Origin of the sequence: Microcoleus sp. B13-B6, assembly GCF_036705405.1 — a bacterium.
Classification (GTDB): domain Bacteria; phylum Cyanobacteriota; class Cyanobacteriia; order Cyanobacteriales; family Microcoleaceae; genus Microcoleus.
This window is the reverse complement of sequence record NZ_JAUBUJ010000078.1, coordinates 21,855-42,358: the sequence shown is the minus strand read 5'-3', so window position 1 is coordinate 42,358 and position 20,504 is coordinate 21,855. Positions and strand designations below refer to the sequence as shown.

Here is a 20,504-nt window from a genome sequence, read left to right as displayed (position 1 = left end):
AATTAATAATTAAATGGGGTCGCAAAATCAAAAATAAGGGTAATGATTGTATCACAGTTTAAATGTGCAACAGCTTAGGACACAGCAATGCCCATAGGTGTCAACTTAAGTACAACCCATAGTCCGGCAAGGGTTGAAACCCCTGCCTCAAAGCGAAAGTCCTCTCAAGAGGACTCAGAAGAAGAATTTTTAAACTCATCAGTCCTCTTTCAGAGGACTTTAGCTATTAGACAGGGAATTCATTCCCTGGCGGACTGGCGGACTGGCGAGAGGACTGGCGGACTCACAGCTTAAGTTGACACTCCTTGGGCTCTTGGAGTGTCCCTACGGGGATTTATCTGGGGTGTACTTTATAAACGTGAAATCTGCTGTATTACATCTTCCGCTGAAATTCCTCAAGCACATCCATCAACTGAACTTGACACTGCATCGGAATCAAATCTGCCAGTGGCACTTCCCGCTTGCCGCCCCCCAACTTGACTGGAATTCCTTGCAAAACTTGTCCAACTTTGTCAGCATCTAAATCGCCATCTTCCAGCATCGAATAAAGTTGTTGGGCAACAACTGTATGCAGGTGGGCATCATTAAGATACAAATGCCACTTGGCAATGTCAATGTAGACATTTTCGCCGATTTCGGCTGCTAAGGATTCGATCGCCTGTGTAGTATTAGCCATATCAAAAAAGCCGAAAGTTATTTGTTATCAATCAAAAGACTTAACAAATCGCCCACCACTGCCTTCACCCAGAATCTTTGGTGAGGGGCGAATAATCGGCGATCGCAAAATGGTAAATCGCGTGGGCCAAAACTACTAGAGCCCATCCACCCGTTACCGAAATTGCCCAAGGCCAATCAGCCTTTTGCAAATTGTGAACAAACCACAAACCAGAATTGGTAGCAGAAAAAAGACCGACGTGGATAGCAAAATTCATCCGGTCATCTAAACGGCGGTACTCTGGATCGTTGCGATCGGGTTTGCGGGGCCAACGAGGAGGCATAGTTTTTCACTTAATGTTAGTAGTTCTCTGCCTATTTTAATCTTAAGTGCAGCTTTTTGAATTCTACATCCCTCTCAAGGCAGAAAATTTATGCCTCTAAATTTTCATAGTCCCCTGACTTGCCGCCGCTTTTACTCACCAGGCGAATCGACTCAATGGCGATCGACTTTTCCAATCCTTTCGCCATATCATACAAAGTCAGCGCCGCCACCGAAACCGCCGTCAGCGCCTCCATTTCCACCCCTGTTTCCGCCTTAATTTTCACCGTCGCCCGAATTTGATACCCCGGCAACGCAGCATCCGCTATCACCTGCACCTCCACGCTACTCAGCGGCAGAGGGTGACACAGAGGAATCAAATGTGCAGTCTGTTTCGCCGCCATAATTCCAGCCAGCCTTGCAGTGCCCAACACATCACCTTTCGGCGCATTCCCCGCCTCAATCGCCGCAAACGTCTCCGGCAGCATCCGCACCCGGCCAGCAGCCACAGCTTGCCGCACAGTGGGCACCTTCGCCGAAACGTCCACCATTTGGGCTTCCCCGCTGTTGTCGAGGTGAGTTAGCTGTGCCACATCGGGCAATTTAGAAAAAGTTTGCGAAAGGTCTTGCATTTTTTTGGTAATGGTGTTACTGTTAGATTCTGTGAGAAAAGAACTTAATCAATTTTAGATTAAATCTGAACTCAACAGGGGCTTGTAGCTTAGTTGGATAGAGTGCATGGCTACGAACCATGAGGTCGGGGGTTCGAATCCCTCCAAGCCCATTGACAAACGTTATAAGCTGTGAGTTCTGAGTTTTGACTTCTGAGTTTTGAATTAAGAAATTAATTCAGCTCACGATTTAAAACTCAGAACTTTTTTAATTTGTACCTTTTACAGAAAACTCACTCTTTGTGGAACAGGCATCTTGCCTGTTTTTCAGAATGCTGCGCGGGAACAAAAACCCGGTTTCTGCCTCAATATCTGTCGCATAGATTCAGAATTTTTGGGAGAAACCGGGTATTTTGGTAAGTCCCCTGATTGCCTCTTCCTTCTTGCTTCTGTTATAAGCTGTTCTACATTTAAACTGTGTGTCAAAAATCAATAAAACTCTTGTGGGACGGGCTTCTAGCCTGTCCAGATTTTCCAATTTAAATGCGTAACAGCTTATCATCGATTCAAAGCATAAACATCTTTGCCTCGACCGATCGCAAATTTCATCGAATTAGACAAGCCCTTGCTAGACTGAGTAATAAAAACCAGCAAAGCCAAACCAGCGAGTCCAGCCGCAAAACCAAACATATTTCTGTAGCCAACTTGTTCAGCCACAAAGCCTAAAGTCGGCCCCGCAATCGCAATACCCAAATCAAATCCGCCAATACAAAGCGAAAACAAGCGGCCCCTTTCATGAGGTTCGCACCTGTCCGACATCAGCGTTACCATCATCGGCAAAACCGTACCGCCCGCGCAACCTTCAACCAAAGCTGCTATTAAAAAAGCACTGCTGTTGTTAGCAAAATACAACAATAGCATAGATACGGCATAACAGATTAAGCCGCCAGAAATAAACAAGCCGCGGCCGTATTTGTCCGAAGCCCTTCCCGTGACCAACCGTATGCCGAAACTGGCGATAGCCGCCGTAGAATAAAATAATCCCGGATTCAAATTAGCCTTAGTTTCTTGGATAAACAAAGGCATAAAAGTGCTCAAAGTTCCAAATACTAAACCAACCACCAATAACACTAAAGCCGGAATCCGCACTCTCGGATTCCACAGCATTTCCCAGTATTTTTGGCTATTTTTGTCCTCCGCTAGCGAGCCCGATTTGGTTAAATCTGCAAAATTAGGTTCCGCAATTTGGCAGGTAAAAAATACCGCCGTTGCAGCGAAAGCCACCGACATCGCAAACAAAGGAGTATAACCAACCCAAGCTTGCACAAATCCGCCAATAGCCGGCCCAACTGCTAGACCAATAGGATTCACCAAGCTCATGTTACCGATTAATTCGCCCCGCTTTCCTGGCGGCGACAAATCTGTTACCAAAGCGCTGTAAGCTGTAGTAAAAGCGGCGATACTAATGCCGTGAAAAACGCGAATAAGTAAGAGTAAGGGGATAGATTGAGCTAACAGGTAGCCCAAAGGGGCGATCGCAGCAACTGACGCACCTAGAAGCAAAACTTGTTTTCGCCCCCTGCTGTCGGCTATTTTGCCCAATTGTGGCCTCGATAGCAAAAGTCCGATCGCAAATGCACCCATCACAAAACCAATTTGCTGTTTTGTGCCGCCCACATATTGAACGTACAACGGCAAAGTTGGCAGTAGCGAAGCCAAACTCGACCAGAATAGCAGGCCTGCGGTGAATAAAATCAGTAAGCTGCGTCTGGGTTGGGGATCGATTTCCCTAAAAATATTCAAGATGCTAATTCCCTTTAAATCTTCCGAGTGCACTCAAAGTAAGTTCGAGTGTCTCTATCATTGTGTTACAAATCCTTAAGATTTGCACCAAAAAAGTTGAAATTCGACTCACTGTCAACTGTCAACTGTCAACTGTCAACTGTCAACTGTCAACATTCTTACCAATCAACCTCAGCCCTTTCCTCCACCACCCGTTCATAAACCCACTGGGTTTCTATCGCCAACTTAGGCCAACTAAACCGGCGTTCCAAATCCTGATAAGCATTGTCAACCAACCACTGCGCGTAACCCGGATTTTTCAAAACCTCCAAAATTCCCCAGGCCAAAGAATCCCGATTGTTTGCCTCAGTAACAACGCCAGTTTTAGTGTGCAGCACCACCTCTGGAAGTCCGCCCGCATCCGAAACCACCACAGGCACTCTTGCAGCAAAGCTTTCTAACGCTACAATCCCAAAAGGTTCGTAAAGACTGGGGAAAACCGCGCAGTCAGCCACCGTCTGGAATTTGTCGAGATGTTCCTCAAACATGAAGCCTGTAAAATAACACTTATTCCAAATTCCTAAATGCCAAGCCAACTGTTTTAGATGGTCTGTATTGCCGCCGCCAACAATTACAATTTTCGCTTCCCCCCCCATTTCCCAAATTACTTTAGGTGCAGCATTTAGAAATACAGCAATGCCTTTTTCGGAGCTAATTCTTCCTACATAATATACTATTTTTTCGTCGTCTGTCGCAAACTGTCGGCGGAAGTTCATCGCGTCAAATTCGTGCCAGCGCGGTTTTTTCTCCGACCTAATTCCGTTGTAAATTACCTCTATTTTGTTCCACGGAGTCGATAGTACCCGTTCGGCTTCCCGCCGCATATAATCACTGCAAACAATTAGTCGCCAAGCATTGTAAGCGAGGTCGTTTTCCTTGGCATTAATGTAGCGCTGCCCTTCATTGTGGATGCCGTTGAAGCGCCCGTATTCGGTGGCGTGGATGGTGGCAATTAGCGGTACTTTAAAGGTATGCTTGAGGGCGATCGCCGCATCTCCCACTAACCAATCGTGAGCGTGGATGATATCAAAGGGGCCTTCCTCAAGCATCAGTTTCCCGCCTTGGTGGCCCATGCTTTGGTTGAGGTTCGCCACCCAGTGAAAAAAGTCCCTGGCGTGCCCCACCACCACCCGATGCACACGTATTCCTTCTACCACTTCGTACATCGGTGCGTGGCCGAACTCTACTGTAATTAAGTGAATTTCGTGTCCCAGCTTCACCAATTCTGGATATAGTTCCGATACGTGGCGGGCGATACCGCCTACGATTCTGGGAGGAAACTCCCATGCCAATACCAAAATTTTCATCTTTCTCCCCTCCAAAGCTTTTATATATCTTAATGTTTAGGATTAACAGACTTATTGTATAATTATCAACCTTAATTTTGAGTTGAACGCAAGTTGATGCCCAATGCCTGACTTTTGGCAGCAACAAAGACAGAAAATCATGCCTCAACCGGGTTTTTGCATGAAATTGCTCGATCGCCATTACCTGAAAAAAACAGGTTTCCTCAAGATTTGAGCCACTGAGGGCAGCAATGGCGATCGTGGCTACCAGCTTACCCTTTCTTCAAAATCGGCTCCAATTCGCCGCGAAAACGGGTCCAAGCAGCAGCCGATGCAGAATTAGAAACAGCACCCTGACGCATCAAAATCGCACCGTCTTCAAAGCCAACAATTCCGTACTCTCCAGATTTGGACATTCGATCGATCGCCGGTACGATCTCCCGCAACTGTCCCCGTTCCGTGCGAAACGCAGCCTGATACTGCTGCAACTGCCAGAGATCGGCAATTACATATTGCATCTTCACTGCCTGCCCCGCATCATTGCGGAGTTCCAACATCGGAAACCTGAGAATTTCCCGCCTGCTTGACAAAATCGGCACAATAGTATTCGTCGCTGCCACGCTAGCATCAGCAGGAATTTGAGCCAATAGCGGCCGCACTTGCAAAACGTGCTGCCATTGTCTGACGAGAGGAACCTGCACCCAAGGATCGATCGCATCGGGCAAAATCAAAGAAAAAGTCCGATTTGGGTTAGAAGTGAAGGTAAAAAATAGCGACAAGCAGATGCAAAACGCCCAAAAGCGGCGAAACTTTGAAGAAGAAGGCAGAGGAAATAAAGCAGAAGGAAAACGCAAAAACATTCTTTCCTCTCTCACCATTCTATCTTCTTCCTTTTGACGCTGGGCCCACCACAGAATCGCCCCATAAAAAAGCCCGGGAACCACAGTCATCGCATAGCGAATATTAATCGCCAGCACCGACTCTCCTTTCGCTAAAAATAGCTTCAGCAGCGGAAATCCAGCTATCATCCAAGACGCAGGCGCGAAAGCTGGAACCAAAGCTAATGGCAACCACTGGCCAAGGAGGTATCTAATCTTAGCAAAAAACGGCGTAAATAATTGAGCCACCAACCGTCCGGGATTGCTCACCATTCCCCAAATAATTTCTAGAGTAGAAGCTTCATCTCCCTCGGCATATTGACCGAAGCGCTCCATCATAAACCGCTGGGATATATCAGCAGAAAACAAAGGCATAATCAGATTGGTCAGGACGATCATATAACCAAAACTGAGTATGCAGACAGCCAAACCAGTCCGAGGGTAGCGTCGGCTCAAAATCAGGTAAACTCCGACGCCAAATAAAACAACTCCCCCATCTTCTCGCACGGCCAAAATTAAAGTGGCCAGAATCCCAAACAGCGGCCACCAGCGCTTCTCCATCGCCAGCAGCAAGCCAAAGACATACAGCGGCATTTGACAAATATCGTGAAAATTGCCCATAGTCGGGCCGATGACCGCGTTAGCGCAGTAATAGCTCACAACAATTGTCGCCGACAGCCTCGGTTCCAGATAGTGTCTGGCGAGAGCATAGAGCACTCCTCCCGCCGCCGTAATTAAAGTCACTTGCAACACAGTCAAAGTGACGGGCGAGGGAAACAGCGAGTAAATTGGCAGCCACAGCATCAGCGCCGGGGTGAAATGCTGCCCCAACCGGTAGTAAGATACCTCCGGGAGCTGGTTTTGGTGAACCACATTAGTGGACAACGCCGAAGAGAGGGAACTCTCAAACAACTGACCCCGAGTGCCATTCCAAAAAAGTTGATTGAAAATGCCTTGGTCGTAAGTAGCGTAAAAGCTGTAGTAGCGGTGCAGCGTCAGCAACAGGCACAGCACAAAAAAGGCGGCCGCCACTTGAACCACCACCCGCAGCGACTCATTTTTCTTCCATCTCAAAAATATCATCTGCCCGCTTGTAATGAAATTATCGGACAATAGCATAAATCTAAAGTAAGTATTAAATTAAAGTAGAAGTGAAATAACTCGGCTCGGCAATGCTCAATTATTTTCACCCGATCGAAAAGCTCAACAGCGTCCATCCAACACCAGACAGCAGCGATACCGACGGTTCTCCCGAACAGCCGGCCCATTCCGCACCGCTTTTACAGCTTTTGCTGTTTGTAGACAAGCGTCCCTCTTCCAGGGAACAGACCAGACACATCCGCAAGTCCCTAAAGGATTTGAAGGCAGAGTGGGACTTTGAGCTTCAAATCATCGATGTAGGAGAACAGCCCGATTTAGCCGAACACTTTAAACTTGTAGCCACTCCCTCGCTGCTCAAAATTCATCCAGATCCGCGACAAACTCTCGCCGGCAGCAATTTAATCGCCCAACTCGAACACTGGTGGCCCCGGTGGAAGCGTTCTGTAGAAGAATACGCAGCTCAGCAACAGTCGGCCCCAGCTATTCCTGGAACCCTGACTGACTCAAAACCCATCTATTCCGTTGCTTGCGCGGCCGAACTTGTGCAGCTTTCCGATGAAGTTTTTCGCCTCAAACAGGAAAAAGAACACCTGCAAGAGCAGTTGCAGTTGAAAGACCGGATTATTGCGATGCTAGCTCACGACTTGCGTAATCCCTTGACAGCCGCATCTTTGGCTTTGGAGACTTTGGAGTCAAGTCAGAAGGTGAAAGAGGGGGAAAAGTCGCGTTTGACACCGAGTCTGGCGGCTCATTTGATGAAACAAGCCCGCCGCCAAATCCGAATTGTCGATCGTATGATTACAGATATCCTGCAAGCAGCCCGGGGTACAAACGCTCAACTTCACATTGAACCAAAAAGAATCGAACTGGGGGCGATTTGTCAAGATGTAATCCTGCAGTTTCAAGACAAATTTCAGGCGAAAAGTCTGAACATAGAAACAGACATTCCCGCAGATTTGCCCTTGGTTTATGCCGATCCCGATCGCATCAAACAAGTCATAGTCAACCTGCTGGACAACGCCAGCAAGTACACGCCCGACCAAGGAACTGTTAATCTTTCAATTCTCCACCGCACCGCTTACAAAGTTCAAGTCAGCATTTGCAACAGCGGCCCGGGAATTCCTGAAGAAGATTGCGCGAGCATTTTTGAAGACAGCTTTCGCTTGCAGCGAGATAAATCAACAGACGGTTACGGCATTGGACTGTCTCTGTGTCAAGGCATCATCCGCGCCCACTACGGTCAAATTTGGGTAGACTCTGTACCCGATAGAGGCAGTTGTTTTCACTTTACTCTGCCCGTCCAAAAATAAAAGTTAGCTGTCAGTTGTCAGTTGTCAGTTGTCAGTTGTCCGTTGTCAGTTGTCAGTTGTCAGTTGTCAGTTGTCAGTTGTCCGTTGTCAGTTGTCAGTTGTCAGTTGTCAGTTGTCCGTTGTCAGTTGTCAGTTGTCAGTTGTCAGTTGTCAGTTGTCCGTTGTCAGTTGTCAGTTGTCAGTTGTCCGTTGTCAGTTGTCCGTTGTCCGTTGTCAGTTGTCAGTTGTCCGTTGTCAGTTGTCAGTTGTCCGTTGTCCGTTGTCAGTTGTCCGTTGTCAGTTGTCCGTTGTCCGTTGTCCGTTGTCAGTTGTCCGTTGTCAGTTGCAACCGAATTTGATATTACAGCAACCGCGCCCGACGGTTAGGACGTTCTTAATTCCTAAAACCCTTGCGGAAGATTGCTTATTGCTTCTTATTTCTGGTATACAGCTCAAATTTTCCGCAGTGCAGCAATAATCTGTGCGTTTGCCTTGGGAAAAGTAAATTGGTCAATTTCATCGAGTGTCACCCAGCGAATTTCATCGCACTCGATCGTTTGCGGTTCCCCGCTGACGTGGCGGCAGTGGTGCACGTATAGTCTAACTGTAAATTTAGTGTAGTCGTGGTCAATTGTAATCAAGCGATCGCCAACTTCTACGACAATCCCCAACTCCTCCATAATTTCCCGTTTTATGCAAGCTTCGATCGTTTCCCCCGGCTCTATTTTACCGCCCGGAAACTCCCAGAAACCCCCGTGCAGTCCATGTTGTCGGCGCTTGTCAATCAAAATTTGTTGGCGATCGTTCCAGATTGCAGCAACGCCGATAACTTTGTGGGCAACAGGAGAAACAGACATATTAATTAGGAATGGGGAATGGGGAATGGGGAATTGGGAATGTAAGAATAATATCAATAATTATTCAATTATTTAATCTAAAATCAACCCTCTAAAATCTAAAATCTAAAATCTAAAATCTAAAATATTAAGCCCCCATCTTGCGAGGGGGGGCTTGACACTTGGCTCACTTAAATGTTAAGAATCTACTAATCATCCGAGCCATGTCTCTCACTGGCTTGTATCGACTTTTCAAAAGTCATTCGCTGTTCGGCATTTTTCAGAAAATAACCGCTAATCATAGCCGAGGCGAGCAATCTACCCAAATGTTCGCGACTGGTAGTGACTGTCACCCCGAAGTGTTCCGAAGGCAAATTCCCCAATAGTCCAACAATATTTCGTTCCATTACTTGAAACACTTCGTGAGAAGTCGGCTTAGACAACTGAGAAACTGTGTCGGGAGCCATTGACTGCACGTATTGCCATAATAAGTTGGCATTTTCTCCGTCTTCTTCAAAGAATTCTGGGGATTTATTAGATGAGTTGCTCACGAGTACCTCCGTTTCAGAAACAGCTTGTTATGTTAGACGCGGGCGGTTAAATTAAATAACCCTTATCTGATGGCTGCTGATCTTTATTACTAAGTAATTACTAATGTAGCAGGACAGTCATAGCAACCAAGTGGGCACAACCGAATTAAAAGCGGCGGTTTTTACGATTTTAGATTGGGGATTGCAAGTGGGGGGGACCCGATCGCCAATCCCCAATCTAGCTAGCTGGCTAGATAATCGTTGATATCTTGCTTGCGCTTGCGGAGTTTGGTCAAAGCTTCCCGTTCTATTTGCCGCACTCGTTCCCGACTGATGTTGAGACGATCGCCTATTTTGGCCAAAGTTAGGGTTTGCCCGTCTTCTAAACCGAACCGCAACGCGAGCACTTCTCGCTGTTGCTGAGTCAGTTCCGCCATTAGGTGGTCTAAGTCAGTCCGCAGGGAAGATTGCAGGGCAAAATCTTCCGGGGTAGTACCCGTATCTTCCAACAAATCGCCCAACTCTGTATCTTGATTGTCTCCCACGCGCAAGTCCAGGGAAAGTGGCAGGCGCGCCCGATCGAGATATTCGCGAATCTGTTTGGGAGTCAATTCTAGCTCTGATGCCAATTCAGCAGCCGTGGCCGCGCGGCCGAGCTGTTGAGCAAGTTGGCGCTGAGCCTTTTTAATTTTGTTGAGCTTTTCGGTGATGTGGATCGGCAAGCGGATGGTGCGGCCTTTTTCGGCGATCGCCCGAGTAATTGCCTGACGAATCCACCAATAAGCATAAGTAGAAAATCTGTAGCCCTTAGTCGGGTCAAATTTTTCTACTCCCCGCTGCATCCCGATCGTGCCTTCCTGAATTAGATCCAGTAAATCTACGTTGCGCTTGATATATTTTTTGGCAACAGAGACTACCAGGCGGAGATTCGCTTCCACCATTTGGCGCTTTGCCCTTTCCCCCTGCTCGATCGTCCGCTGCAACTGTGCCTCAGACAGCCCAACTGCCTGTGCCCATTCAGCCGCCGTCGGGTCGCGGCCTAACTCTTCGGCTAAAATATTTTTCTCCTGATGCAGTGCGGTTGAGCGCTGTACCTGTTTCCCGTAGAGTATTTCTTGCTCATGGGTCAACAAGGGAACGCGGCCGATTTCCCGCAAGTAAGCGCGAACAGAATCTGTATCTGAGGACTTAAGAGTTTTCATGAGCTTTTCCCGCTGAGGATCTGTGCCTCTAAAGGTTTGCGGTAGTCGCAAACCCCTAGCTTTAGCTGGGAAGGAAAGCGGGCGGGGACTTGCGCTTTCCTTCCTTTTAAAGAGGCTTAATTTTATGGTAGCTAGCTACTACTCCCAGTCAGCACCGTCTCAGGTTAGGTTTTGGTTGGGGCGAGCACAATACTACGTTATGTTAAGAATCTTAACATTTGTGAGAGCACTTGACTACACTTCTTCATATTTATTTCATGCCAGCCTGGACTGTTGATACGAGAGCAATTGCTTTCCTGGCTTTACAGTTTGCATCAATATAAACAAAATCGGCCAAATCTCAGAGGGGGAGAGGGGCACAGGGGGATATGGGGCACGGCTGTTTCATTATCTTGTAGGGGCTGCCCCCCGTGGCTGCCCTGAATATGAAGTTACAGATATTGATGAACCCGCCCCAACAGATAATGACTAATGACTCATGACTAATAACTAATGACCGAAAACATCCAGGAGACAAGCCCCCGGATTCATCCGTCCAGAAATAAAAAACCTGTATCGGATAAACTGGCCCCCGAATTTATCCGTGGGCTCAATGCTTCAATCTAAAATCTAAAATCTAAAATCTAAAATCGATTGACTTCTTTGCCGTTGAGCTTCGTACAAGATGAGGGCTGCGGCGATCGACACATTTAAAGATTCTACGCCACGACTCAGGGGAATTTGGATTTGTCGATCGGCCAAACTCCTCAATTCTTCCGACAAACCAGAGCCTTCGTTGCCCAAAACTATCAGAGTGGGCACTCGCAAATCTACTTCCCAATAACTTAAACTTGCCCCGGCGACGGTTGCTAAAATTTGCATTCCTCCATTTTTATACGCAGAGACTTCGGCGGTTAAATCTGGACTGACTGCCATTGGCAGCTTAAACCAAGCTCCTGCTGAGGCGCGGAGCACTTTGGGATGGTCTAAATCGGCGCACTCAGCGCTCAGCAGCAAACCGTCGGCATTAGCAGCCGCAGCCGTGCGGACGATCGCCCCCAAGTTGCCGGGATCTTGGATTGTTTCTAGGGCTATTCCTAAAGTTGACAATTTTGCGGGATCTGTTGCGGTGCGGGGTGCGGTGGCGACAATGCCGTCGGGTTGGACTGTAGTGGCGATCGACTCTAACACTTTTGCACTTACTAATTCTGTGCGATCGGCTAAATTACCAACTTGCTGCCAAAGTTCCCCGTGCTGATCCAGCCATTCGGGAGTGCAGCAAACCGTTGCTAGCGGGTATTTGGCAGCGCAAGCTTCTTCGAGCAAGTGCGTCCCTTCGAGTAAAAATAATTGTTGTTCCCTGCGTCCCTTCGAGCTGTGCAGCTTGCGAATTTCTTTAACTAGGGGGTTTTGAATACTTGTCAGCATTGTTTAATTCAGCAGAGCGAATGGGGTTATTGCCGGTATCGGGTTAACCCCAAACTTCCTTCTGCCTTGGGAATGCGGAACCCGGGACTTGAACCCGGAAGGCTTGCACCACATGAACCTGAATCATGCGCGTCTACCAATTCCGCCAGTTCCGCATCGGTCACGAATTACTACTCTGCCATATGTTCGCGAATATGTCAAGTGTTTTGGGGAATTTATTTTTTTTCTGGGCTGCGAGTAATAGGGAGAACTTTGAGATCCCCCCTATCCACCCTGCTTAATTAAGGGGGGCTAGGGGGATCTCCAAATTAATATTACACCTTTTTTGAAGCCCTTCTTTTCCACCACAAACCCATTCCAGCAGCCACAAATGTACCAACAGCAGTCATCGGTTCCGGTACAGGTTCATACTCATAAATTGCACTAACTGTAGTGTTAGCCACAACCTTACCCCCAAAACTACCTCTAGCCGGACTCCCCAGAATTTGAGTCAAACCAGTTGTCGCCACGCCTGCAGTAAAAGTATCACCATCGCAGCCAGTTAAAGCACTTAAAAACTGCGGCAAATCATAACTCTTCGACACAGTACCAGAAGCCGAACCGCTAACACTTCCCGTACCGCCACTAGCAATCCTCGTTTCCGGCGGGCTCGCTAACACACTTAAAGTCAAATTAGGGTCAACTTTCAACAGCGGAATATTCACAGCAATACTTGCATTAGTCGCCGCCGTCCCCATAAAATCTCCCGTCAAAGGAGTAATGCTAACACTGTTATTAACAGTAGATTTAACCGTAACATAAGCCCTTAATAGTGTTCCTAACAGCGAATTAAACTTGGGTAAAACTACATTCGTGCTGCTATTTAACGGCTGCGAACCCAAATTCACAGTGTAAGTTTGAGTAAGAGTTGCCGCTTGTGCAGAAAAACATTGACTGACAACTGCAAAACTCAAACTTCCGCTAACAATTCCCAACTTTTGAAAAACATTCATTTCGATAAACTCCTACAATAATAAAGTTGCATTTTGTGGCACGGGCGTCTCGCCCGTTAGGTTAATCGTGGCACGGGCGTCCCGCCGGTGATTAATCTGCGGTTAAAAACTCCAAACCCGCAAAACCCAATTACCCAGCAAGGACGCTAGATAACTCAAAACCCAAACAGTATAAAGTATACTCAAAGGCGCGTAAGCCGCCAAAATCCATTGCGTTTCCGCTGCTTCCTCCATCTCCTCCCTCCGCAACAAATCCACATAAAAATCAAACGACCTTTGTCGCAGATTGTTAATGCCAGTTCCAGCTACTAACAAATAATAACCGTCAAATCTATTCAACGGATTTAAATTAATTGCCACTGTCAGCAAGGCGGCCACCATCAACAAATAACTAATTTGATGCCAAACCGGATTTGACTGAGAAAACAGCCACATCCAAACAGCAAATGCCCAAATTGTCACTTGGATTAATACTCCGGCGGCTACTACTAACACCCGCTGTTTGCGCCTGACTAAACTGTATTGATCTGTTGTATCTGTGTAACATCCGGGGATGAGACACATAAACAGCAATCCAATTTCTTTAACTATGCCGCCGTAGTGTTTGAGCGTGAAAGCATGACCTAGTTCGTGCCAAGCTATTACCAGCATTGTCAGCAAGACCAATTGGAAAATAGTCTCATTTTTTCCGGCTATCCACAACTGCTGATGTGAGGCTGCGATTTCGGCAGAGGAAGCCAACCACACTGCTACAGAGGAAGCGATGAAAGCGCACAGAAAAAAGCCAAATTCCCACGTCCACATCCAGCGTAATTTGTCGATGTGCTGCGATAGCCAAACATCTGGATTGACTAGGGGAATTGTGAAGGATAGCAGGTTAAATTTGGCTTTCGGTGGCTTGGTTCCTTCTAGCATTCCTGCTTGTGCTAAGTCTCTCAAGAGATTGTGCACGTCTTCTAAATCGAGGTTGTATTCAGCGAGAATATTAGTTATTGGCTGTTGGCTTAATTGCAAAATTACCTGTTTGTCAAAGTCGTCTACTTGAATACAGGTAATGTCTTCGGGATTGCGAAGTATCCAATAACCGTCGGGATGAGGTATCCACTGCACCGCTGATTTTAGTTGCATGGTTGGGCAGAAGGAAGAAGGAAGAAGGAAGAAGGAAGAAGGAAGAAGGAAGAAGGAAGAAGGAAGAAGAAAGAAGGAAGAAGGAAGAAGGAAGAAGGAAGAAGGAAGAAGGAATTACGCGTTTTAGGCCGAAACTCGATCCCCCCTAGCCCCCCTTAAGAAGGGGGGGACAAGAGTGTTCGTAAATTCTCCCAAAATATCGGGGGGGACAAGAGTGTTCGTAAATTCTCCCAAAATATCGGGGGGGATAAGAGTGTTCGTCAAGTCTCCCAAAATATCGGGGGGGGATAAGAGTGTTCCTAAAGTCTCCCAAAATATCGGGGGGATAAGAGTGTTCCTAAAGTCTCCCAAAATATCGGGGGGGGATAAGAGTGTTCGTCAAGTCTCCCAAAACATCGGGGAGAACAAGAGAATTTACTCAAAGTCCCCCTTCTTAAGGGGGATTTAGGGGGATCTGGACTTTTGGATCGACCACGGGGAACTGTGGTTGAGTTTTATTAAATTGTCATGGATCGATCGCCATATTCTCTTTTTTAGCTCTCTCCTCTGGGTTTTTGAGCATTTCGAGCCGGTCTAAGTCTTCCTGAAAACGGAAAGTTTAAGGGCTGAGTTTTCCCCTGTTTTAATGAAGCAGGGAAGTATTCAAGTATTTTGTGAAGAAGCTTTAGTGATATTTGTTTGGGCTTTAGACTTTAATCCAAATTTCACGTTGTTATTCATATTATCAGAAATCAGAAAAAAAGCAAGTGTATGTTCTAACTATTTTAGGAGTTACGCATTTTTCACCTGTCATTGTGTGGGAAACGAGCGTGTAGCGGATGTTTCTGGTTGAGGCGGGGATTGCTATCCCAAAAAGTTTACACAAACTTTACGATCGCACATATAACTTGGGTGTATGATAATCGTGAAGAAGCAAAAAATCATATAGATTACGCATTAACAAAGTATTTGTCCGATCGCCCGCCTGACCGTTAGCAAAGGGCGGCAGATGTGAAGCGATCGCCCATTCAGAAAATTTGTTAAGTTTGCGTGAATTCTCAAATAAACAGAAATTTTTGACGATTATTGAAAAATCCTTGTCAACAAAGGATTTTGGTTGAATGTCTGAAGGCATTTAATTAAGTTCTTGCGATCGAATTCATATTAATCAGGGTGCAAAAGTTATGGGTTGGCTAAATTTTGGTGGCAAAAAACGCAAACAGGCTCAAGGTTTTGGGGATTCAAGTAAAACAAAGAGTCGGAAACGACCGAAAAGTTTTATATTAGAAAAAATTGTGAGTCCGAGTGTGGGGGTTGGGGGTTGGCTGCACGAGTTTGACTACTTGCATCAGTTATTGGGTTTTTTGTCGCTGTCGGATTTAGATTTACCTAATTTCTTGGCTGATAGCGGTGTTTGCCCGATCGACCCTTCTGGAGCACCAACTAACAATTTACCGCCGCTGATTGATTTTGACCCGCTGGGTCTGTACCATGATGGGATTGCCACTCAAACCCCTTACAATCCGGGCGGTGCGTTTGAGACTTTGCCGATTGCTGTAATTCCTGTCGATCCGCAGTCGCCGAATCCTAACAATCCGAATGCAATTCGTCAATTGCTAGATTTTCCTTTGGTATCTCAGCCGTTGGTGGGGTCGATTGATACTGGTGTGAGTGCGGATAGTCCTTATTTGAATTACGCGAATATTAAGAAGGGCCGCGATTATGTCGGCGGGGATGACAATCCGTTGCTGAAGCCTGGGGAAGGTAGCGAGCACGGTACTTTTATGTTGGGGATTATTGATGCGATTAATAAGACTGCGCCGAAGTGGGTGGGAAGGGCGATCGATTCTGGGAGATGGGCTGATTCTTTGGTAGAGTTTGTGGATGCTGCGAAGGCTTCTGGACAGAAAAATGCGATCGCGAATCTCAGTTTGGATTTGACTCAGAAGAATCCTGACGGGAGTGTGACAACGCGCTATGAGTTGACTCCAGCAGAACGTAAGGCGTTAGAATATGCGCGGCAAAATGGAGTTTTGCTGGTAGCGGCGGCTGGTAACGACGGCGGTGTGATGTCGGTTTTGGGTCAAGCTTCGCAGGAATTTGATAATATTTTTACTGTTGGGGCTGGGGATATTAACGGGCGATCGATCTATTCTAGTTATGGCCGCGGTTTGGATATTTTGGCGGATGGGGGTACGACTGAACACCCAGGTTTATCGACGGTGGGAAATGATTTGGGCACGATGGCGGGGACTTCGGTAGCGACTGCTAAAGTTGCGGGGGCGGCTTCTTTGGTTTGGGCGGCAAATCCTGCTTTGAACTATCGCCAAGTGATGGAGATTTTGAAGTCTACGGCGAGGGATTTGGGGCCGTCTGGGTGGGATGATGAGACGGGTTTTGGGTTTTTGAATACGTTGGCGGCGGTGGATTTGGCGAAGAAGACGCAGCCGGAAGTTTATAATCCAACTCCGTGGGTGACGCCGGATACTTGGAGTGGGGAAGGGATAGTTACGCCGGAGGAACGGGCGGCGCAAGGTGGAACATCGTTTAATACAGCACCCTTGCAACTGTCACCTAATTTCACAGATAGTGGCATAGTTAGTCCGGCTCAACCGGCACTCTATCATACATTTACGGTAACTGAGCCTGGGTATTTCCGCTACACGGTTAATCCAACGAATGGCAGTACCAAATTGCCTCTTGTCAGTGTAGTAAAAGCTGATGGCAAACCGGGTGGTTTTGAATTTATACCGGGCGAGCCTTCAGGCGTTTTTAACTCCGTGGGTGTTACTATTGGCGATGAAACTTTCGGTTCAACGAAAGTGCAAACTCCTACTTCTAAGACAGCAGCCGTATTTCTTGATGCAGGAACTTATGCAGTTAAGGTGGCTTCTGGACAGGATACTAGCATTAAGAATTATGGCTTAACTACTGAATTGATTCCCGATCGCTCTTCTGCGTTTTCGGGTTCGGCTCAGTTTAGAATCCCACTCCAAAATAATATCAGTGGGATGTTTACGTCTGCGCCCACTTCTCCAGAATTGAATGTACCAGCAGTCAGTAATCAGTCTTATCAATATGGAATCGAGGTAAACGACCCTGTTAAGTTCACCTTAAATTCGCAATCAAATATCGGTTATGCCGAGATAGAAATTAGGAAACTGTTGGGTTCAGGAGAGCAGTGGGAGTCAATTACCACATACTCAACTGATGGAAGTCAGCCGATCGACCTAAATCTAAATTTGAACAAAGGACGATATAAGATTTATGTCAAGACAACAGTACCATTAAAGGGTTCCGTTACTCCACTTGTCACTGACCCCGATGGAAGTCTAGCTACAGCTCGAAATATTGGTACGTTAAGCAGTAATCAGATAAAGTTTTCTGATTCAATTGGCGGTAGTGATAAAAGTGATTTCTACCGATTTGATGTTAGTCAACCGAGCGAAGTAGCTCTTTACCTTAAGAGGTTACAAGGCAATTCGGATATTAAACTACTGGATGCTCAAGGCAAAGAAATTGATAAAACATACAATCCCAGTGGTACAAATCCGTCTGACGTTATATTTAATACGGTCAATCCTGGCACATACTATGTACAGGTTTTTTCCAGCAACAATGCGAATGCTAACTACGAACTTAAACTAGACGCGACTCCAGTTGCTAGTTCTGGAACGCCTCAGTCTGGGGGTTCATCTGTCAGTATTGGCGCGTCTCCTGTACCCAATACAGGTGGCGGATCTGTGAGTATTGGCGCGTCTCCTGTACCCAATACAGGTGGCGGATCTGTCAATATTGGCCCGTCTCCTGTGAAGCCACCAGTTGCACCTCAACCTGGTCAAGGAGGAGTACCTCTGAATGCGGGAAATTTTCAATACACAGCCATAAGTAATGGTGTCACAACCCACTACTACACCAATGGCTATCTGACTATTCAACCGACTGGGTATAAGACGTGGTATGGTAAGGGTTCTAGCTCTTCAGTTGCTACAGTTCAAACACTTGGAAAACCAACGCAAGTTATACCCGATGCAAATCGGCAGTTGGGTGAATTTATTGGCAGATATGAATACAAAGGTCGCCTGCGTACAGGAGATAATACTGACGGCTACTATTTCGCAGTAAAAGACCGCAGTTTGCTAAATTTTGCTCTCAGGAATTTGGGTGCCGATGCTAGTTTAAAACTTTATAAAGTAAACCCAAATGCAAGCAAGTCCTTGATAAGAGAAGCCCCAGCAGCGGGTCAAGGATTTGACAAATTATGGTCAGAAACTCTCGACACTGGCAACTATTATGTGGAAGTCAACAAGGGAAGTGCCACTGCGGATACTGATTACACAATGGTACTAAATCTGGCGAAGACTTTGAATGATGCCAATCCGAATAATTTTCAAGGTGAGTCTAATCCATTTTTGGGAACTTTCACGGGTCGGACTGTGATTAGTGGAAATTTAAGCAGCAGCAATCCAGCTAAAAAATCAAGTACGAATGCGTATGACAATGACCGCTACCGCTTGAATATTAATAATTTGGGCAGTCAGTCTCCTAACATTTTACGGCTCGGTTTGAATGATTTAGCTCCTAACACCACAGCTAAAGTAGTTGTGTATGATGGCAACAATCAACCAGTGAAAGAACAGCTATTTTATCCCGGTCAAAATAGTCCCCTTGAAGTTTCGGGATTAGCAGAAGGGCCTTATTTTGTCGGAGTGGAACAGGTTCAAGGCGATACTCCTTACAATCTTGCGGTACAGCTTGACCAAGCGGGTGAAGATTGGAGCAGGGTTCGCAATTTAGGTGATTTGACGGGTCAGCGAAAAGAATATGAGGACTTTGTAGGAGCAACCCGCGATGGTTCAGACTATTACAAGTTTACGATTAAAGACTCTCGCTTGTTACAGCTTGCTCCTCGGTTATTTGATAGTGATAATCAGGCTAATGTGAAAGTAGAGTTGTATGATGCCAATAAGCAATTGGTGACTTTTACAGAGAATAACTCAATATACAAGGCAGACTTAGCCGCTGGTGATTATTATGTGAAAGTGGTTCCGGCGAGTGGGAATGATACAAACTACCGCTTGGTTTTGAATCTAACAGCACCGGGAATAGTTAATGCTGGAAATATTACCTACAGCTATAATGACCCATTATTCGTTGACTCTTCTAGCAGCAGTGGTGGAAGTAATGTTAATCCTCCTGTCAATAATCAATCTCAGTCAAATAATAACGTAGCGCTTAACCTTGCTAATTTCAACGGTTGGGTGATGAACTCTGATGGAATTATGCCTCGCCAAGAGCCAACTTTTGACTCTTTTGGAAATGTTTCGCTAGCTAAGAAATATGGCGATTGGATTAACTTTGATGCTTGGACTTATGGACAATCAGTAGATGATTACAAATTAGGAACTCCCGATAATCGCTGGTTCAGAATTGCACGGACAAATTATTGGGTTCCGAGTGCTGTGATCTATGGGAACCCTGAAGGACTACCTGGAAATCAGCAACCTAATAGTACAAATAACTCTGGTAGTGGTTATACTACAGCAACTTCCCCTAGCAGTGGAAATGTTACCTACAATGGTTCAAATTCACTAATTGTCCCTGAATCTTCCTCTAATGGTGGTACCGTTGAAATAACACCTGTTGATGATTCTGGCAATAATCACCCCGAGCTCAATTCTCTATCGCTGTCTACAAATAATCCAAACCTAGCTGCAACTTACAAAATTGGTTCGCCAACCCGACCTGATATCAAGCACGATGACGGCTTTTCAAAAAAGGGTAAAGAGCCGCCAACATGGGAAGACCGTTTAACTAGAGCAGAATGGAGGTTAAAAGCGATAGGAGTGTCGATCCCAAACCCGGTAAGATATTTACCGGATGGAGCCGCTGCATATCTTCACTACCAGGATGGTAAAGGTGCAGATCGTAATTTTTCTTATGACAAGTTCGTCAATGATGATGAAAGTGGTAAGGTTGCACTGAAAAACTTGATTCTTGACGCACAGGCTGGAGCCGAAAACCTTTACCGTCAAATAATTTCAAAATATCCTGCCTATGCCAATAGAGAAGTGAAGTTCAACATAACCAGTAGTGCAATTGTTGTTGGCAATGAAAACGACCCCAGATTTCAGTACCCTAAGACAGAAAACTGGGCAAAAGCGATAGGCGGTCACTCAGTTTGGTTAAGTGCGTCAGTAACTGTGACTCCTGGTCAACCACCAAACTACAAACAGGATTTTACACTGCACGCTCAGGATCGCTATAACTTCAACCCAGGCGATAAGGACATTGCATCTGAGACTTTAGATGCCGTAAATGGAAGACTTGTAGTTGTTGGTTTAGCTGATGAGTATATGCAATACTCAACTTTATCGCGGCAAGTTACATGGAAACAAGGTAATTTGAACAATGCCACGATTACCAATGGTTGAGTTCGTGGCTAAG

Annotated in this window: 17 protein-coding genes and 2 tRNA genes; 4 read left to right on the top strand and 15 right to left on the bottom strand. The window is 46.2% G+C overall.

Annotation, left to right across the window (positions count from 1 at the left end; translation table 11 throughout):
* Positions 1-373: 373 nt before the first annotated feature.
* From QUB35_RS27600 to moaC, 3 genes are all read right to left on the bottom strand, one after another.
* Positions 374-676 carry a DUF3181 family protein gene (locus QUB35_RS27600; RefSeq protein ID WP_333057367.1) on the bottom strand — a complete coding sequence of 101 codons (303 nt, stop codon included), beginning with the start codon at positions 674-676 and terminating at the stop codon, positions 374-376.
* 64 nt (positions 677-740) lie between these two features.
* On the bottom strand, positions 741-998 hold the full coding sequence (locus QUB35_RS27595; RefSeq protein ID WP_006633890.1) for a 2TM domain-containing protein: 258 nt from the start codon (positions 996-998) through the stop codon (positions 741-743).
* 88 nt (positions 999-1,086) lie between these two features.
* Positions 1,087-1,608 (bottom strand): cyclic pyranopterin monophosphate synthase MoaC, encoded by a 522-nt coding sequence (gene moaC, locus QUB35_RS27590; protein WP_333144822.1) that lies wholly within the window; start codon positions 1,606-1,608, stop codon positions 1,087-1,089.
* Between the two features lie 78 nt (positions 1,609-1,686).
* On the opposite strand from moaC, the gene QUB35_RS27585 reads away from it, so the two are divergent.
* Positions 1,687-1,760, top strand: a tRNA-Arg gene (locus tag QUB35_RS27585).
* Positions 1,761-2,145: 385 nt separating this feature from the next.
* Here the strand turns inward: QUB35_RS27585 and QUB35_RS27580 are convergent.
* From QUB35_RS27580 to QUB35_RS27570, 3 genes are all read right to left on the bottom strand, one after another.
* Complete coding sequence (locus tag QUB35_RS27580; RefSeq protein ID WP_333144821.1) at positions 2,146-3,390, bottom strand: MFS transporter; 1,245 nt, start codon at positions 3,388-3,390, stop codon at positions 2,146-2,148.
* Positions 3,391-3,548: 158 nt separating this feature from the next.
* Positions 3,549-4,736 (bottom strand): glycosyltransferase family 4 protein, encoded by a 1,188-nt coding sequence (locus QUB35_RS27575; protein WP_333144820.1) that lies wholly within the window; start codon positions 4,734-4,736, stop codon positions 3,549-3,551.
* A gap of 251 nt (positions 4,737-4,987) precedes the next feature.
* Positions 4,988-6,712 (bottom strand): DUF2079 domain-containing protein, encoded by a 1,725-nt coding sequence (locus QUB35_RS27570; RefSeq protein ID WP_333144819.1) that lies wholly within the window; start codon positions 6,710-6,712, stop codon positions 4,988-4,990.
* Between the two features lie 53 nt (positions 6,713-6,765).
* Between QUB35_RS27570 and QUB35_RS27565 the strand changes: the two genes are divergently transcribed.
* Positions 6,766-8,004: a histidine kinase gene (locus QUB35_RS27565; protein WP_333144818.1), complete on the top strand. Its 1,239-nt coding sequence runs from the start codon at positions 6,766-6,768 to the stop codon at positions 8,002-8,004.
* Between the two features lie 164 nt (positions 8,005-8,168).
* On the opposite strand, the gene QUB35_RS39270 is transcribed toward QUB35_RS27565, so the two are convergent.
* The 8 genes from QUB35_RS39270 to QUB35_RS27530 form a co-directional block, all read right to left on the bottom strand.
* A complete protein-coding gene (locus tag QUB35_RS39270; protein ID WP_445252073.1) occupies positions 8,169-8,345 on the bottom strand; it encodes a hypothetical protein in 177 nt (58 codons plus the stop codon).
* Positions 8,346-8,435: 90 nt separating this feature from the next.
* Entirely contained in the window at positions 8,436-8,840 is a 405-nt protein-coding gene (gene mutT / locus QUB35_RS27560) for an 8-oxo-dGTP diphosphatase MutT (protein ID WP_333144817.1), read from the bottom strand.
* Between the two features lie 188 nt (positions 8,841-9,028).
* Positions 9,029-9,370, bottom strand: a complete 342-nt coding sequence (locus QUB35_RS27555; protein WP_172187001.1) for a DUF760 domain-containing protein — start codon at positions 9,368-9,370, stop codon at positions 9,029-9,031.
* A 221-nt stretch (positions 9,371-9,591) separates the two neighbouring features.
* A complete protein-coding gene (locus tag QUB35_RS27550) occupies positions 9,592-10,551 on the bottom strand; it encodes an RNA polymerase sigma factor, RpoD/SigA family (protein ID WP_333106022.1) in 960 nt (319 codons plus the stop codon).
* Between the two features lie 609 nt (positions 10,552-11,160).
* Positions 11,161-11,958 (bottom strand): RNA methyltransferase, encoded by a 798-nt coding sequence (locus QUB35_RS27545; RefSeq protein WP_333144816.1) that lies wholly within the window; start codon positions 11,956-11,958, stop codon positions 11,161-11,163.
* A 73-nt stretch (positions 11,959-12,031) separates the two neighbouring features.
* Positions 12,032-12,113: transfer RNA gene (locus tag QUB35_RS27540), tRNA-Leu, on the bottom strand.
* A gap of 159 nt (positions 12,114-12,272) precedes the next feature.
* Complete coding sequence (locus QUB35_RS27535; RefSeq protein WP_333144815.1) at positions 12,273-12,950, bottom strand: PEP-CTERM sorting domain-containing protein; 678 nt, start codon at positions 12,948-12,950, stop codon at positions 12,273-12,275.
* A 102-nt stretch (positions 12,951-13,052) separates the two neighbouring features.
* Entirely contained in the window at positions 13,053-14,078 is a 1,026-nt protein-coding gene (locus QUB35_RS27530; RefSeq protein WP_333144814.1) for a site-2 protease family protein, read from the bottom strand.
* 2 nt (positions 14,079-14,080) lie between these two features.
* Here QUB35_RS27530 and QUB35_RS27525 point away from each other — a divergent pair, with 2 nt between their 5' ends.
* Positions 14,081-14,227: a hypothetical protein gene (locus QUB35_RS27525; RefSeq protein ID WP_333144813.1), complete on the top strand. Its 147-nt coding sequence runs from the start codon at positions 14,081-14,083 to the stop codon at positions 14,225-14,227.
* A 719-nt stretch (positions 14,228-14,946) separates the two neighbouring features.
* Here QUB35_RS27525 and QUB35_RS27520 read toward each other — a convergent pair.
* Positions 14,947-15,192: a hypothetical protein gene (locus tag QUB35_RS27520; RefSeq protein WP_333144812.1), complete on the bottom strand. Its 246-nt coding sequence runs from the start codon at positions 15,190-15,192 to the stop codon at positions 14,947-14,949.
* Between the two features lie 49 nt (positions 15,193-15,241).
* Between QUB35_RS27520 and QUB35_RS27515 the strand changes: the two genes are divergently transcribed.
* Entirely contained in the window at positions 15,242-20,491 is a 5,250-nt protein-coding gene (locus QUB35_RS27515; protein WP_333144811.1) for a S8 family serine peptidase, read from the top strand.
* The last annotated feature ends 13 nt before the right edge of the window (positions 20,492-20,504 follow it).